General features: G+C 61.2%; 15 protein-coding genes. 9 read left to right on the forward strand and 6 right to left on the reverse strand.

Annotated elements, in window-relative coordinates; genetic code table 11:
* The 3 genes from repA (at nucleotide 1) to repC (ending at nucleotide 3656) form a co-directional block, all read left to right on the forward strand.
* Entirely contained in the window at nucleotides 1-1194 is a 1194-nt protein-coding gene (gene repA / locus NMA58_RS22035; protein WP_097600607.1) for a plasmid partitioning protein RepA, read from the forward strand.
* A 1-nt stretch (nucleotide 1195) separates the two neighbouring features.
* The gene (repB, locus tag NMA58_RS22040; protein ID WP_430957433.1) at nucleotides 1196-2197 is read left to right on the forward strand and encodes a plasmid partitioning protein RepB; all 1002 of its coding nucleotides are present in this window, start codon (nucleotides 1196-1198) and stop codon (nucleotides 2195-2197) included.
* A 154-nt stretch (nucleotides 2198-2351) separates the two neighbouring features.
* The gene (repC, locus tag NMA58_RS22045; protein ID WP_430957434.1) at nucleotides 2352-3656 is read left to right on the forward strand and encodes a plasmid replication protein RepC; all 1305 of its coding nucleotides are present in this window, start codon (nucleotides 2352-2354) and stop codon (nucleotides 3654-3656) included.
* A gap of 45 nt (nucleotides 3657-3701) precedes the next feature.
* Here repC and NMA58_RS22050 read toward each other — a convergent pair whose 3' ends face one another.
* Complete coding sequence (locus NMA58_RS22050) at nucleotides 3702-4715, reverse strand: substrate-binding domain-containing protein (RefSeq protein ID WP_430957435.1); 1014 nt, start codon at nucleotides 4713-4715, stop codon at nucleotides 3702-3704.
* A gap of 269 nt (nucleotides 4716-4984) precedes the next feature.
* On the opposite strand from NMA58_RS22050, the gene NMA58_RS22055 reads away from it, so the two are divergent.
* The 6 genes from NMA58_RS22055 (at nucleotide 4985) to NMA58_RS22080 (ending at nucleotide 11080) form a co-directional block, all read left to right on the forward strand.
* Nucleotides 4985-6247, forward strand: coding sequence for an ABC transporter substrate-binding protein (locus NMA58_RS22055; protein WP_430957436.1), 1263 nt, complete (start codon nucleotides 4985-4987; stop codon nucleotides 6245-6247).
* A gap of 66 nt (nucleotides 6248-6313) precedes the next feature.
* Nucleotides 6314-7300, forward strand: coding sequence for a carbohydrate ABC transporter permease (locus tag NMA58_RS22060; RefSeq protein WP_430957437.1), 987 nt, complete (start codon nucleotides 6314-6316; stop codon nucleotides 7298-7300).
* The gene (locus tag NMA58_RS22065; RefSeq protein ID WP_221127071.1) at nucleotides 7300-8130 is read left to right on the forward strand and encodes a carbohydrate ABC transporter permease; all 831 of its coding nucleotides are present in this window, start codon (nucleotides 7300-7302) and stop codon (nucleotides 8128-8130) included. The genes NMA58_RS22060 and NMA58_RS22065 overlap by 1 nt, the downstream gene beginning before the upstream one ends.
* 11 nt (nucleotides 8131-8141) lie before the next feature.
* The gene (locus NMA58_RS22070; protein ID WP_183698316.1) at nucleotides 8142-9167 is read left to right on the forward strand and encodes an ABC transporter ATP-binding protein; all 1026 of its coding nucleotides are present in this window, start codon (nucleotides 8142-8144) and stop codon (nucleotides 9165-9167) included.
* A gap of 62 nt (nucleotides 9168-9229) precedes the next feature.
* The gene (locus tag NMA58_RS22075; RefSeq protein WP_430957438.1) at nucleotides 9230-10015 is read left to right on the forward strand and encodes a ThuA domain-containing protein; all 786 of its coding nucleotides are present in this window, start codon (nucleotides 9230-9232) and stop codon (nucleotides 10013-10015) included.
* A gap of 27 nt (nucleotides 10016-10042) precedes the next feature.
* Nucleotides 10043-11080, forward strand: coding sequence for a Gfo/Idh/MocA family protein (locus tag NMA58_RS22080; protein WP_085781620.1), 1038 nt, complete (start codon nucleotides 10043-10045; stop codon nucleotides 11078-11080).
* 28 nt (nucleotides 11081-11108) lie between these two features.
* Here the strand turns inward: NMA58_RS22080 and NMA58_RS22085 are convergent, their stop codons facing one another.
* The 5 genes from NMA58_RS22085 to NMA58_RS22105 form a co-directional block, all read right to left on the reverse strand.
* Nucleotides 11109-11501, reverse strand: a complete 393-nt coding sequence (locus NMA58_RS22085) for a DUF4112 domain-containing protein (RefSeq protein WP_434713938.1) — start codon at nucleotides 11499-11501, stop codon at nucleotides 11109-11111.
* A 156-nt stretch (nucleotides 11502-11657) separates the two neighbouring features.
* Nucleotides 11658-12731, reverse strand: a complete 1074-nt coding sequence (locus NMA58_RS22090; protein ID WP_434713939.1) for an alcohol dehydrogenase family protein — start codon at nucleotides 12729-12731, stop codon at nucleotides 11658-11660.
* A gap of 13 nt (nucleotides 12732-12744) precedes the next feature.
* Nucleotides 12745-14124 carry an aspartate aminotransferase family protein gene (locus tag NMA58_RS22095; protein WP_434713940.1) on the reverse strand — a complete coding sequence of 460 codons (1380 nt, stop codon included), beginning with the start codon at nucleotides 14122-14124 and terminating at the stop codon, nucleotides 12745-12747.
* Nucleotides 14125-14149: 25 nt separating this feature from the next.
* On the reverse strand, nucleotides 14150-15646 hold the full coding sequence (locus NMA58_RS22100; protein WP_434713941.1) for an NAD-dependent succinate-semialdehyde dehydrogenase: 1497 nt from the start codon (nucleotides 15644-15646) through the stop codon (nucleotides 14150-14152).
* Between the two features lie 120 nt (nucleotides 15647-15766).
* Nucleotides 15767-16264, reverse strand: a complete 498-nt coding sequence (locus NMA58_RS22105; protein ID WP_434713942.1) for an Lrp/AsnC family transcriptional regulator — start codon at nucleotides 16262-16264, stop codon at nucleotides 15767-15769.
* Nucleotides 16265-16329: the final 65 nt, after the last annotated feature.

The following is a 16329-nucleotide window of genomic DNA, read 5'->3' on the forward strand; positions in this document are numbered from 1 at the left end:
ATGCAGCCGAGGCTTGCTCTCCAAGACGATCAAGAGCATCTCCCGTCACTTCTGGCAACAGATGCGCAGGAGTTGTCCTATCAACTTCAGCAGCATCAGGCGAAAATCTTTCCCCCTTTGTCGCAAAAGACGATCAGGACATTTTCTCCGGCGGAGGCTGCGGCCTTCATCGGCATCGGCGAAGGTTATCTCCGGCAGGTGGCCGCTGATGGCCATGGTCCGGATCCGCTGGCAAACGGTCGACGGCTCTATAGCGCAACCGACATGGACCGGATCCGCCGGGTCCTCGACGAGCGGAACGGCACGCCGAAATATGTGCCGGCCCGCAGGCCGGGCGAAAAGCTCCAGATCGTCTCCGTGATGAATTTCAAGGGCGGCTCGGGCAAGACCACGACCGCGGCCCACTTCGCGCAATTCATGGCGCTCCGGGGCTACCGCGTCCTTGCCGTTGACCTCGACCCGCAGGCGTCCCTGTCTGCTTTGTTCGGCCATCAGCCGGAATTCGACGTCGGTGAGGGCGAAACGATCTACGGCGCGATCCGCTATGACGATCCGCGCCCGATCGCCGACATCGTGCGCGCCACCTATACGCCGAACCTGCATCTCATTCCCGGCAATCTCGAATTGATGGAATTCGAGCACGAGACACCGAAGGCCATGACGTCGGGCAGGGCCGAGACGATGTTCTTTGCCCGCATCGGCGAGGTGCTGACCGATATCGAGAGCCTTTACGACATCGTCGTCGTCGACTGCCCGCCGCAGCTCGGCTTCCTGACAATGTCGGCGCTCTGCGCCGCGACCTCGGTGCTGATCACGGTTCATCCGCAAATGCTCGACGTCATGTCGATGTCGCAGTTCCTGACGATGACCAGTGAACTCATGTCTGTCGTCGAGAAGGCCGGCGGGCGCACCAGCTATGACTGGATGCGCTATCTTGTGACGCGGTTCGAACCGAATGACGGGCCGCAAAGCCAGATGACCGGCTTCATGCGGGCGATCTTCGGCAATCGCATGCTCCACAACGCGATGGTGAAATCGACGGCCGTTTCCGATGCCGGCGTCACCAAGCAGACACTCTACGAAGTCGAGCGCTCGCAATTCACACGCGGAACCTATGATCGGGCGCTCGAGTCGCTGAACCTCGTGAACGGTGAGATCGAAGCGCATATTCGCTCCACCTGGGGAAGGAGATAGGATGGCGCGCAAGAACCTGATCGAATTTTCCGCACCGAGCCCGGCGAGGGCGGAAGCGGTCGCGCCGCGCGAAAATCGTCCGATTGCCGGCTTCGTGCCGCAGGAGCGCAGTGGCGGGCCGGTCGGCGGCATTACCAAGACACTCGGCAACATCACCGAGAAGATGGAGCGCGCCAGCGCGCTGGAGCGGCAGCTTGCCGCGGGCCAGATGATCGTCGAGCTCGATCCCGGCGTGATCGACGCGTCTTTCGTCAGCGATCGCCTGGCGATCGATGCTGGCGAACTCGCCGAGCTGGTCGAACAGATCCGCGAGCATGGGCAGCAGGTCCCGATCCTCGTGCGTCCGCATCCGGAAGCCAAAGGCCGCTATCAGGTTGCCTATGGCCATCGCCGCCTGGCGGCCACGAGAGAGATCGGCATCAGAGTCCGCGCGGTCGTCCGTGACCTGACCGACGGCCAGCTGGTCGTCAGCCAAGGCCAGGAAAACAGCGCCCGCACCAATCTCTCCTATATCGAGCGCGCGCTCTTCGCGTCGCGGCTGGAAGAACGCGGCTTTGCCCGCGACGTCATCATGGCGGCGCTGAGCGTCGACAAGGCGGCGCTGTCGAGGATGCTGATCGTAATACGGCAGGTGCCGTTGGCGCTCATCAACGCCATAGGTGCTGCGCCTGATATTGGCCGGCGGCGATGGCTGGAACTCGGCGAGCAGCTCGAAAATGCCGATGTCGAGAAGATCATCGCGGAGTTGTCCGCGGACGACGCGCGGAAGATGACGAGCGACGAGCGGTTTCACCGGGCATTCGTTCTGGCAAAGAAAAAGGCCGCGGCATCGAAGCCGGCAGTCGTCAAATCCGAGGTCAGCGGCGTGCCGGTGACCGTTAAAAAAACAGCATCCGGCGCAACCTTTGTCTTCGACGGCAAGACTGCGCCCGGTTTCGACCAATTTGTCCAGGAACGGCTACAGGGCCTGTTCCAGGAGTTCAAAAAGCACAGAGGAGCGTAGCGCGCAAAAGAAAAAGGCCCCCAACGACGCCGTCGTGGAAGCCCTTCTCAGATCTTAAGCACATCGAGAATCGCATTTCCACGAATCACAGTCAAGCGTCTTAGGCACCAAAGTGGTGGACTGTTTTCTTTTGCCTGAACGAAGGTGAAGGCAAATGGAGAGTGGATATGTGACGACGCCCTTTGGGCGGCGGCCGATGTCGCTTGGCATGCTGGCAAGCCAGCAACTGGCCGAGAGCATCGAGCCGGGGATAAGACGCAGCAAGTGGAAACTGTTCAGGGCGATCTGCGAGGCGCGGCCGGCGCTTGGTGTGACCGATCGGGCGCTGACGGTGCTCGATGCGCTGCTGACCTTCTATCCCGATGACGAGATTTCCGAGGAGAAGGGCCTGATCGTCTTTCCCTCGAATGCGCAGCTTTCGCTTCGCGCCCGGGGTATGACGCCGGCGACGCTGCGGCGGCATCTTGCCGTGCTGGTCGAGGCTGGCCTGATCCTGCGCAAGGACAGCCCGAACGGAAAGCGCTATGCGCGTCGCGACAGGGAAGGGGAGATCGGTGAGGCCTTCGGCTTCAGCGTCGCGCCACTGCTGGCGCGCGCGGTTGAAATCGAAAACCTGGCCGCCGAGGTGGTTGCCGATCGAGAACTCATCCGAGCGACCAGGGAGCGCCTCACCGTGTGCCGGCGGGATATCTCGAAGCTGATCGCAGTAGCGATCGAGGAAGGTGTGCCTGGCGACTGGGAGCAGATGTCGCTGATGTTTCGCGGTCTCGTACGCAGGATTCCACGCGTCGCGGGGGCCGAGGAATTGGCGTTACTGCTCGACGAGATGGGGCTGCTGCGCGACGAAGCCGTCAACCTGCTGGAAAGACATATAAAATTACAAAAATTAGACGCCAATGAGTCTCAAACTGAGCGTCACAAACAGAATTCAAACCCCAACTCCACTTCTGAACTTGAACCAAGCTTCGACACGAAGCAGGGCGCGAAGCCGGCGACCGATAACGACCCGGTCGCCGGCCCGCAGGACGAGCGAAGATTGAAACATCCGGCATCGGCCGGCGCAATAAGCGGCAGGAAATCCGGCGCGGCTGAACCAGCGGCGGGACATACGCTGAAATCCTTCCCGCTTGGTCTGGTTCTTCAGGCCTGCCCGCAAATTCTCGACTATGGGCCGGGCGGAACGATCGGCAACTGGCGCGACCTGATGTCGGCTGCCGTCGTCGTCCGCTCGATGCTCGGCGTCAGCCCCTCGGCCTATGAGGAAGCCTGCGCCGGCATGGGGCCGGAAAACGCCGCGACGGTGATCGCCTGCATTCTGGAAAGGGGCGGACACATCAATTCGCCCGGCGGTTATCTCCGCGATCTCACCCGCAGGACCGAGAGAGGCGAATTTGCGATCGGCCCGATGCTGATGGCGCTGGTGCGGGCAAATGGTGGAGTGCGGCGCGATGCCGGCTGATGGACTTCGGCTGCAGCACAGTCGTGCATCGAGTGGTTGCTCTCATCAGGGCGGCGGCGCGGTACTCTCCCGCAGGATCAGCTCGACTGGCCACAATTCGTGGATCTCGTCTGCGGGGCGGCCAGCGATGAGCTGTAGTGTCAGCTCGGCGCAGCGCGTGCCCGCGGCACGCATGGAAGATCGTGTGGTCGAAAGCGACGGGACCATATTCTCGGCCGTCAGATAGGGGAAGACGTCGTCATGGGCGATGACGGAAACATCCTGCCCCACTGTCATCCCAAGCGAACGGACGGCACGGTAGACACCAAGAGCTGTCATGGTGGAACCGGCAACGATGGCGGTCGGGGCATTGGCGCTCTCCAGAAAAGAGCGGGCGTGGCGAAAGCCGCTCTCGTCGGAAAATTTATCGCAGACCATCAGGCTGGGATCTGCGGTGAGCCCACGCTCCTGATGGGCTATCCGAAAACCCTGTTCGCGATGGATTGAATAGGTCTTGCCACGCAGGCCATTGATCATCCCGATGCGCCGGTGCCCGAGATCGAGCAGGTGTTCGGTCACTCTGCGCACGGCATTTTCATTGTCGATATCGAGCCAGGCATGAACGTGCTCGGTCTCCGAGCGGCCGTGGACCAGAAAAGGCACGCCGAGGCTGTTCAGCATTTCGATCCGCGGGTCTCTGGGGCGTGGCGAATGAATGATCACGGCGTCTACCCGGCGGCTTTCGACCAGGCGCCGGTAGGCCTGTATCTCGTCGTCGTCATTATGCGCGGTAATAGGTGTGATGAGAATATCCGTATCGGTCGTTTCCAGGCGCTGCGCCATCCCCGACACGAATTCGGCAAAATGAATTTCTCCTGAACGCCCCATCATGACGCCGATCGCTCCGGCTCTTCCAGTCTTCAGGCGCACGGCATTGATATCGGGGCGATAGCCAAGCCGCATTGCTTCGCTCGCAACCCGGGCGCGCGTGGCTTCGCTCACCTCCGGATAGCCGCTAAGTGCGCGGCTTACCGTGGTCGGAGAAAGCCCAAGCTGCTTTGCAAATTCACGAAGTTTCATCGATGTCTTCTTTGTCCGGGAAATCAATGGACGATGCGTTGATGATGCGCAACGGGCAAGTGCTGATTCAGTTCAGATTGAAAACGGTTTCAATTATGTGACGTTTAAATGTCGGCTGCGGATGCCGAATATACGCCCTTATCCGCGCAGCATGGCTATTATTATCATACAAATACAACCTCCAGAAGCTGGTTTTGGTGTCTTGACGTCATCAAAGCCTTCTGCGATGTTCCGTTTGCCAAATCGATTTCAATTTCTGGGAGGAGATTATGAAAAACTTTGCTCTGGCCTTATCCGCGATTGGACTTGCTTTCGCGGCCGGCCCCATCCACGCCGCAGAAATTTCGTTTGCCGCGAACACCACCGGGAAAAACGTCGAATTCCTGAACAAGCAGCTCGCGATTTTTGAGAAGGAGACCGGCAATCAGGTGAAGCTCGTCACCATGCCATCGTCGAGCAGCGAACAGTTCTCGCAATATCGCTTGTGGCTTGCCGCGGGGAACAAGGACATCGACGTCTATCAGACCGATGTCATCTGGGCGCCGCAGCTTGCCGACCAGTTCATTGATCTGAAGGAGGCCACCAAAGATGTGGCTGGCCAGTTCTTCCCGTCGATCATCGCTTCGCAGACCGTAAATGGCCGGCTGGTGGCGCTGCCGTTGTTTACCGATGCTCCGGCGCTGTACTACCGAAAGGACCTGCTCAAGAAATATGACAAGCTGCCGCCGAAGACCTGGGACGAGATGGCCGCAACCGCCAAGGAGGTCCAGGATAAAGAGCGTCAGGCCGGCCAGAAGGATCTTTGGGGCTACGTCTTCCAGGGCAATTCCTATGAGGGGCTGACCTGCAACGCGCTGGAATGGGTGAAGTCGTCGGGGGGCGGCCAGATCGTCGAGCCGGACGGCACGATCTCGATCAACAATGAGAAGGCGGCAGCAGCGCTCGAACGCGCCAAGGGATGGATCGGCACGATCTCGCCGCCGGGCGTGCTCGCCTATCAGGAAGAGGAATCGCGTGGTGTCTGGCAGACCGGTAACGCCGTCTTCATGCGAAACTGGCCCTATGCCTATTCCCTCGGCAACGGCGCCGACAGCGCCGTGAAGGGCAAGTTCGACGTGATGACGCTGCCGGTTGCGGCCGCCGGCGACAAGCCATCCTCGACACTCGGCGGCTGGAACCTGGCGGTGTCGAAATATTCGGAAAAGCAGGAAGCAGCCATCGCGCTCGTCAAATTCCTGGCGTCGAAGGACGTGCAAAAGGCTCGCGCCATCGAGCTGTCCAATCTGCCGACACTGACCGACCTTTATGACGACAAGGATATTGCCGCCGCGCAGCCCTTCATGCCCAACTGGAAACCCATCTTCCAAGATGCGGTGCCGCGTCCTTCGGCGACAGCCAAGGTGAAATACAACGAAGTGTCCTCGAAGTTCTGGACGGCAGTGCACAATACGCTGTCCGGCAGCGGCTCGGCCGCCGAGAACCTCGAGCTCCTGGAAGCCGACCTGACGGCCCTTAAGGGCGACGCCTGGTGAGTGGCGGGACCGGCGGCCGAGAGGGCGTCGGTCCAGTCTCCGGAGGGCTAAACGGAAAGGCGTTTCATGACTGAAATCGTAGTTCCACAAGCAATTGAACCCAGGGTTTCCAAGCTCAGAGCCTCTACCGAGCTGCGATCCGAGCGCGTCCGGTCCGCCTGGATTTTTCTGGCGCCGACGCTGTTGATCCTGGCAGTTGTCGCGGGCTGGCCGCTGTTCAGAACCATCTATTTCAGCTTTACGAATGCGTCGCTCAACAACCTTGGCAATGCGCAGTTCGTCGGCTTTGCCAATTATTTGTCGTGGGTGACGCTGAAGAGCGGAAAGACCATCTATCGCGGCCTGCTGGCCGATCCGATCTGGTGGACTGCCGTCTGGAACACTGCCAAATTCACCCTCCTTTCGGTCGCGATCGAGACTGTGCTCGGCTTGATCGTCGCGCTGGTGCTGAACGCGCAGTTCGTCGGGCGTGGCATCGTTCGGGCCGCAATCCTCATCCCGTGGGCGATTCCGACCATCGTCTCGGCCAAGATGTGGGCCTGGATGCTCAATGATCAGTTCGGCATTCTCAATGATATTTTGCTCGGTTTCGGCCTGATCAGCGAGAAGATCGCCTGGACCGCAAATCCGGAAACGGCGATGGTGGCCGTGCTGATCGTCGACGTCTGGAAGACGACGCCCTTCATGGCGCTTCTGATCCTCGCCGGCTTGCAGATGGTTCCGGGAGATATTTACGAAGCGGCGAAGATCGATGGCGTCAATCCGGTCAAGGTTTTCTGGCGTCTGACGCTGCCGCTGATCCGGCCGGCCATCATGGTTGCCGTGATCTTCCGGATGCTGGATGCAATGCGCATCTTCGATCTGATCTATGTTCTGACGCCCAACAATGCTCAGACGAAGACCATGTCGGTCATGGCGCGCGAGAACCTGTTCGACTTCGACAAGTTCGCCTATGGCGCCACCGCCTCGACGGTGCTTTTCCTCATCATCGCCTCTGTCACCGTCCTCTATATCTGGTTCGGCCGCGTTAAGCTCGGCGGGGAGGAACGCTGATGCTGCTTTCGATCACCAGGAACACGCTTTTCTACCTGCTTGTTGCGACCATCGTCATCATTGCGGTTTTCCCGTTCTACTATGCGATCCTCACCAGCCTGAAGACCGGCACGGCCCTTTTCCAAGTCGATTATTGGCCGACCTCGATCTCCTTCGGCAACTATGCTTCCGTCATGGGGCAGGGCAGTTTCGTTCGCAGCCTTGCGAATTCCGCGATGATCGCCTGCGTCGTCGTTTCAGCATCGCTGCTGCTCTCGATCACCGCTTCGTTCGCTTTGGCCCGGGTTCACTTCCGCGGACGGGCACTCTTGATGCTGACCATCCTGTCGGTGTCGATGTTTCCTCAGATTGCCGTGCTTGCGGGCCTCTTCGAACTGATCCGCTGGATCGGCATCTTCAACACGCCCTTCGCGCTGATCTTTTCCTACGTGATTTTCACGCTGCCATTCACTGTCTGGGTGCTGACGACCTTCATGCGGGAATTGCCGATCGAGATCGAGGAGGCGGCGATCGTCGACGGCGCGTCGCCATGGGTCATCGTCACTCAGGTCTTCATGCCGCTGATGTGGCCGGCGCTGGTGACAACAGGGCTGCTCGCTTTCATCGCCGCCTGGAACGAGTTTCTTTTCGCGCTGACGTTCACATCGTCCGATACGCAGCGGACGGTGCCGGTCGCCATCGCCCTGCTGTCGGGCAACAGCGCGTTCGAAATTCCCTGGGGCAACATCATGGCGGCTTCGGTGATCGTCACCGTGCCGGTTGTCGTGCTTGTTTTGATATTCCAGCGCCGGATCATTTCGGGGCTGACTGCCGGCGGCGTCAAGGGTTGAGGGAGTAGGACATGGCAGAGATCCGACTGGAGAACATCCGCAAGAGCTTTGGCGCTTTCGAGGTGATCAAGGGCGTGACGATGGAGATCCGCAGGGGCGAGTTCATGGTGTTCGTGGGGCCGTCCGGATGCGGCAAGTCTACGTTGCTCAGGCTTATCTCCGGGCTCGAGGACATTACCTCGGGAACGCTCGCCTTCGACAATGAGACGGTAAACCGGCACGCGCCGTCGAAGAGAGGGATCGCCATGGTCTTCCAGTCCTACGCGCTCTACCCGCATATGACGGTCTTCGACAACATGGCGTTCGGCATGAAGCTTTCCGGGAGCAACAGAGACGAATGCCGCCGGCGCGTCGAGCAGGCGGCCGGCATGCTGCAGCTCTCATCCTATCTGGACCGCTTGCCGCGACAGCTTTCCGGCGGGCAGCGTCAGCGCGTCGCAATCGGCCGGGCGATCGTGCGCGATCCCAAGGTCTTTCTCTTCGACGAGCCGCTGTCCAATCTCGACGCGGCGCTTCGCGTCGCGACGAGGCTTGAGATCGCCAAGCTTCATCGCAGCATGCACGGTACGACGATGATCTATGTGACGCATGATCAGGTCGAGGCCATGACTCTGGCTGATCGGATCTGCGTGCTGAGGGACGGCGTCGTCGAGCAAATCGGCACGCCGCTGGAACTTTACGAAAGCCCGAACTCGGTCTTTGTCGCCGGCTTCATCGGTTCGCCGAAAATGAACTTCCTGTCGGGTGGGCTGGCGCAGCCCTATGACAGCCATACGATCGGCGTGCGCGCGGAGCATGTTCGCATCTCGGCCGAGTCTCCTGTTTGGAGAGGCACGGTCATCCATTCCGAAATCCTCGGTTCCGATAGCTTTGTCTATCTGGATATCGGGGAGGATGAGCCGCTTGTCGTGCGGGAGGCCGGCGTCTGCCGTCACGAGCCGGGCCATACGCTTGGCCTCGCGCCACTTGCCGGTCACATCCACCGTTTCGACCGGTCGGGCCGGGCGCTCGAACGTGAATCCATGCGGGCAGCCTGATCTTCCAGGCATCGATGTCTTTCCCGAAGCTCGATCCGCTTCAACTACAAGGAGAAAACGACGTGACCATACGCACCGTTGTCTGGGGCGAAAACATTCACGAGAATACCAATGCGATCGTCCGGGGCATCTATCCGGAAGGCATGCATATGACGATCGCCAATGCGCTGAATACCGATCCTGGCATCTCGGCGACGACGGCTACGCTGCAGGAGCCGGAGCACGGGCTGAGCGAAGCCCGGCTTGCCGAAACCGATGTCTTGACCTGGTGGGGCCACAAGGATCACGGCGCGGTGTCAGACGTCGTCGTCGAGCGCGTCGCCAAACGCGTCTGGGAAGGCATGGGCCTTCTCGTGCTGCATTCCGGCCATTTCTCGAAGATCTTCAAGCGGCTGATGGGAACACCCTGCGCGCTGAAATGGCGCGAGGCGGGTGAGCGCGAGCGGTTGTGGACGATCAACCCGCGCCATCCGATCGCCGCCGGCATCGGCGAGCATTTCGAGCTTGAGAACGAGGAAATGTATGGCGAGCAGTTTTCGGTGCCGGAGCCGCTCGAAACCGTGTTCATCTCCTGGTTCCAGGGCGGCGAAGTGTTCCGCTCGGGCCTGACCTGGCGCCGCGGCGCCGGCAACATCTTCTATTTCCGCCCCGGCCATGAGACCTATCCCACCTATCACGACGCCACCGTCCAGAAGGTGCTGATCAACGGCGTCAAGTGGGCCTACAACCCCGAAGGCGCGTTGACTGGCATTGCCGACGCTCCAAATGTGCCGGTGGAAAAGGCATTGGAGCAGATCGTCGAACGCGGCCCGAAACTGCACCAGGCCGGCGAAGCCGGTTACCGCTGAACTCGATAAAGGATCATGAGGACAAAAATGCGCTTGATCATTCTCGGAACCGGAGGATGGGCAAATACCCATGCCATGAATTTTTCGGAAATCGCCGGCGTCAAAATTGTTGCTGCCGTCGATACAGACGAGGTCCGGCTGCGGGCCTTCGCGCTCAGGCATGGCATCCCGCTTACTTTCACATCGCTCGATGACGCCCTTGCCTGGGGGGAGTTCGACGCCGTGACCAATGTCACGCCCGATCGAGCGCATTATTCCACGACGATGAAGATACTCGGCGCCGGCAAGCATGTGCTCTGCGAGAAGCCCCTGGCGGTCAACTACCGCGAGGCCAAGGAGATGGCCGACGCCGCGGCGGCGTCCGGAAAGGTCACGATGGTAAACCTTACCTATCGTAATGTGGCGCCGCTGCAGGCGGCGCGAAAGATGGTGCTGGATGGCCGTCTCGGCGCGATCCGCCACTTCGAAGCGTCCTATCTCCAAAGTTGGTTGGTGTCCAAGGCTTGGGGCGACTGGACCAAAGAGTCGCAGTGGCTTTGGCGGCTGTCGACAAAGCACGGCTCCAACGGTGTGCTGGGCGATGTTGGTATCCACATTCTCGACTTCGCGGTTTTTGCCGCCGGCAGCGACGTCAAGGCGGCGGCATCGCATCTCAAGGTTTTCGACAAGAGCCCCGGGAACCGGATCGGCGAATACGAGCTCGATGCGAATGACAGCTTCCTGATGATGGCCGAGCTCGAAAACGGCGCGGCCGGCGTCATCCATGCAACGCGCTGGGCAACCGGCCATCTGAACGAATTGCGCCTGCGCCTGCATGGAGACAAGGGGGCGCTGGAGGTGGTGCATACGCCTGAAGGTTCGACCCTCAGGGCCTGCGAAGGCGCCGATGCCGACAAGGCGATCTGGCGCAAGATCGAGGTCGAACCGGTCATCACCAATTTCCAGCGATTTGCAAACGCCGTGGAAAAAGGGAAGCCGGATGAGCCAGGTTTCGGCCATGCCGCCAAGCTGCAGTTTGTTCTTGATCACGCAGTCAAGACGGCCGGCGCCCTGACTGAGCTTTAGACAGGTTCCTCGGAGGGGCCGAGCATCGTCAGATGCGCTGGTTCAGCTCGTCTTCGCTGATGCCGAAATGCTCGAGGATGATGCCGACGTTCCGGCGGTGAGATTTGAAATAAACGTCGAAGAGAACGCCGACCAGCGGAACCGTGCCGCAGGCGGCGTCGACGCCGAGATTGACCGCCATGCGGGCGAGCTTATGGGCAGGAAGGCCGAGACGCCTTGCTTCATCGATGATGAAGAGACCGATGAGGGATCCGGCAACGTCGCCGACGGCTGGGATGAGGCCGAGAACCGAGTCTGCGCCGATCCGGACGCCGAAAGGCAATCTGACTGCGGTGTCCATGAGCCGAGCGATCGCAGCAGCGCGCCGAATTCTGATGACTTCGGCTGAGGTCGGATATCTGGCGGCACGGGAAACTGGCATCAGCGATCCGGCCGAACGATGGATCGCCGCGCCTCCATCACGAATGCAGGGTCGCCTTCCATTGTCCGAGGCCGCGAGTACTCGTTGTGATCGAAAGCGTATTCCATGGCGGTGGAACGCCGCAAAACCGATAAGGTTCGTGCTTCGCGACGGAGATCATCTCGCGTCGGGAACGACGACCAGTTTGCCTACAAAATTCTTCGCCATGAATTCGGTCTGCGCCCGGTGGAAGTCGGACAGCGGATATACGCCGCCGACGAGGGGCCGGATTTTGCGGCTCTCGATATAGCCGATGAGCCTGCGGAAATCGGCGCGGCTCCCCTGGCTCGATCCATGCAGCTCGAGCTGCTTCAGATACATGGTCCGCAGATCGAGCTGGACAACGGGGCCGGCGATGGCGCCGGCCGTGGTATAGCGGCCCTCCGGACGCAGAATCTTCAGAAGATCGTTGAACAGCGGTCCGCCGACCAGATCTGCGACGACGTCCATCGGCTGGCCGCGACTTGCGGAATGGACGGCTTCGACAAGATCCCCCTTGCCGCGGGTGACGACCGCTTCCGCGCCGATATCGATCATCGCCGCCTCCTTGCCGGGGCCCGCGACCGCGATCGGGATGGCGCCGCGGGCGCGGGCGAGCTGGATGATCGCCGAACCGACGCCGCCGGAAGCGCCGGTGACGAGAACGCGCTCGCCGGCGACAAGCCTTGCCCGTTCCAGCATCCGTTCGCCGGTCAGATAAGCGCAGCAGAAGGTGGCGAGCTCCACATCGGTCAGATCGGTCGCGACGACATGAGCGTTCTCGGCCGGCAGCACCATATATTCGGCATAGCCGCCATCCCGCCCGTGGCCCATGTAATCGATGTCGGCAAGACTGTCGTCGTCGCGATTATAGATCGAGAAGTCGACCATGACGCGTTCGCCGATGCGTCTCGGATCAACGCCGGCGCCGACGCCGACGATATGACCGACAGTATCGGTGCCCTGGATGCGCGGGAATGTCAGCGTATTGCCCTGTCTGCGCCAGGTGGAGACGGCGGAGGGATCATCCTCTGTGCCGTAGGCGCCTTCGCGCACCCAGACGTCGGTGTTGTTCATGCCGCAGGCGGTGACACGGATCAGCACCTCGCCCTCAGTCGGCGCCGGGACAGGCACATCCGTGGCATAGATGAGCTTTTCCAGGCCGCCATGGCCGGTGAGCAACACCGCCGCCATCTTTTCCGGGATCGTCATGCGGCTCTTCTCCTCAGATGGTTTTGAAAACACTTTCGATCGCGTCTGCAGCCGCCTTGACGACGACGTCTGCTTCTTCGCGGGTGAGGCAGAGCGGCGGAGCGAAGCCGAGAATGTCGCCCTGCGGCATGGCGCGGCCGATGACGCCGCGTTCCAGAAGAGCGGATGCGACCTGTGGCCCGACCTTGCGGCCGGGATCGAAGAACCGGCGGTCGTCCCTATCCTCGACGAATTCGACAGCGGCCATCAGCCCGTCGCCGCGAACTTCACCGACATTCCGATGGCCGCCAACCGCCTGTTGCAACTGCGACCGGAAATAGTTGCCGGTCGTGCCGGCATTGTCGACGATGCCGAGTTCGTCGATCAGTTCCAGATTGGCGATGCCTGCGGCAGCGCAGATCGGATGGGCGGAATAGGTCCAGCCATGGCCGATTGCGCCAAGCTGATCGGAGCCCTGCACCAGCACCTGCCACATCTTGGTCGAAACGATCGAGCCGGAAAGCGGAGCATAGGCCGAGGTCAGGCCTTTGGCGATGGTGATCAGGTCCGGCTTCATGCCGTAGTGATCCGAGCCGAACATCGTGCCCAGGCGGCCGAAGCCGGTGACGACCTCGTCGGCGACGAGCAGGATGTCGTATCTGTCGAGCACGGCCTGGATCTTCTGCCAGTAGCCTCGCGGGGGCGGAACGATGCCGCCGGTGCCGAGGATCGGTTCGCCGATGAAGGCGGCGATGGTATCAGGCCCCTCGGTGACGATCATCTCCTCCAGTCTGTCGGCGCAATATTGCGAGAATTGTTCCTCGCTCATCGACCGGTCGGGCCGGCGGAAATAATAGGGCGCTTCGGTATGGAGGATCGGGGCGCGTGGCAGATCGAAGGCATTGTGAAAAAGCGCAAGACCGGTGAGGCTGCCGGTCATGACGCCGGAGCCGTGATAGCCGCGCCAGCGCGAGATGATCTTCTTCTTTTCCGGCCGGCCGAGAATGTTGTTGTAATACCAGATCAGCTTGATGTTGGTCTCGTTGGCATCCGAGCCGGAAAGGCCGAAATAGACGCGGCTCATGCCGGCGGGCGCGCGATCGATAATCATTTTCGCAAGCGTAATCGATGCTTCGGTGCCGTGGCCGACATAGGCGTGGTAATAGGCGAGATTCTTCGCCTGTTCGGCGATGGCGTCGGCGATCTCCTGGCGGCCGTAGCCGACATTGACGCAATAAAGCCCGGCAAAGGCATCGAGGCTTTTGCGGCCGCTGGTGTCGGTGATGTAGACACCTTCGCCTCCGGCAACGACGCGCGTCGGCGTCTCGCCGCGCGCATGCATGCCCATATGGGTCGAGGGATGAAAGAAGTGGTCGCGGTCCCAGGCGGTGAGTTCGTTGCTTTTCTCGAGCATATCCTGTCCTCTTCTAAAATGGCGTCTAGGCGGCGGTGTCGATGCAGAGGTATTTGAGCTCGGTGAAAGCCTCGAGCCCGTGGCGGGAGCCTTCCCGGCCGAGGCCGGACTGTTTCCAGCCGCCGAAGGGGATGGGACCGCCGGTGATCTTCACGCGATTGACCGCGACCATACCGTATTCCAGAGCGCGGCCGAGGCGCATCTGGCGGGCGCCATTCTCGGTGACGACATAGGCGACCAGGCCATATTCGGTATCGTTGGCACGGGCGACGACCTCTTCTTCCGTGTCGAAGGTGGCAAGCGCCGCTACAGGCCCGAAAGTCTCCTCACGCATGATCAGCGCATTCGCCGGCACATCCGTCAAAAGCGTCGGCTGATAGAAGAGCGGGCCGGCTTTGTGGCGGTTGCCACCGGCAATGAGCCGCGCGCCACGCGCCAAGGCGTCGGCGACCTGGTCCTCGACCTTGGCGACGGCGCGTTCATGCATCAGCGGCCCGATTTCGCTTTCGGCCTCGATGCCTGCGCCGACCTTCAGCGCGCCGATACGCGCGGTAAAAGCCGTGGCGAAGGCATCGGCAATGGGCCGCTGGACAAAAATGCGGTTGGCGGCAAGGCAATCCTGGCCCGATGTGGCAAACTTCGCGCCGACGGCGATCTCGACGGCTTTCGCGACATCGGCGTCGTCGAAGACAATCAGCGGCGCGTGCCCGCCGAGTTCCATTACCAGCCGCTTCATGGTCGGTGCGCATTGGGCGGCGATCAGGCGGCCAACCTCGGTCGAACCCGTGAAGCTCATGGCGCGCAGGCGGCTATCGCTGCACATCCGTCCGACGATCGTTGCAGCATGGCCGGTGACCACGTTGAAGACGCCGGCAGGAATGCCGGCCCGTTCGCCGAGCTCGGCAAGCGCCAGGGCAGAAAGCGGCGTTTCCGAGGAGGGGTGGGCGACGACCGTGCAGCCGGCGGCGAGTGCTGCGGCCGTCTTGCGGGTGAGCATGGCGGAAGGGAAATTCCACGGCGTGACGACGCCGACGACCCCCAGCGCCTCGCGCCGGACGATCATTTCCGCGCCGGCCAGGTGGCTGGTGACGCTTTCGGCATTCAGCCGTTTGCCTTCCTCGGCATACCATTCGAGGAAGGAGGCGGCATAGTCGATCTCGCCGCGCGCTTCCGCCAGCGGTTTGCCCTGTTCGAGCGTCATGATCAGCGCCAGATCCTCCTTGGCGGCGAGCATCAGCTCATGCCATTTGCGCAGGATCGCTGAACGCTGCTGCGGCAGCATGGCGCGCCATGTGGCGAAGGCCTTTGACGCAGCGTCGATCGCGGTTTCCGTCTCCGCCGCGCCGAGGCTCGCAACCCAGGCAAGCGTCGCCGAAGACGCCGGATCCGTGACCTCGAAGCTCTTCCCTGCGGCACCGGTGATCCAGCGGCCGCCGACATAGGCGAGATCGCGCAGGAGATGACGGTCGGCAAGTCGCGACAGCGCGTCATGAAAGGCGGGGCGGGCAAAAACGGCGGTCATGTCCAATCTCCTCGTTGCGGATGAGCCAAGTCTTCCACGGAAGCGGACGAGAGATTGTCTGTTGGAGGATGCGGAAAGAGAGAGATGGTCTAAAGAGCAGCGCTCCCGTAGAGAGATTGTCTACAGCGCGTTTTGTTCCTCTCCGTCGGCGACGAAGGAAGAGACTGGAAGCACCGTTTCCTCCTTCACCACCTTGGTGACGATGTAGGTGAAGTAGCGGTCGATGCCGAGTTCGCGGTCGAGAAGCCCGTCGACCAGCCGCTGATAGGCGTCGATATCGGGTGCGATGATCTTCAAGATGTAATCGACGCCGCCCCCGACCGACCAGCAGGCGACGATCTCCGGGGTGGCGGTCACGGCGCGCTCGAAGCGCTCGAAATCCGCCTGGCGATGATTGGCGAGCGTCACTTCCATCATCACGCTGGCGACCGGCGCGATGCGTCGCGGCGCCAGGCGTGCGTGATAGCCGGTGATGACACCCGCCTTTTCGAGCTTGCGCAGCCGCATCCAGCACGGCGTCGGCGACAGACCGGCCTTTTCGGCCAGCGCCAGCTTGGTGATGCGGCCGTCGCGCTGGACGGCGTCGAGAATACGCAGATCGATGGCGTCGAGCTTCATGGTGCTTTCTTTGAAAGAAATCATTTCAAACGCTGCGAAACGACAATGGAAGCGCATTTTGGCAT

The organism is Rhizobium sp. YTUHZ045 (genome assembly GCF_051124255.1).
Taxonomy (GTDB): domain Bacteria; phylum Pseudomonadota; class Alphaproteobacteria; order Rhizobiales; family Rhizobiaceae; genus Rhizobium.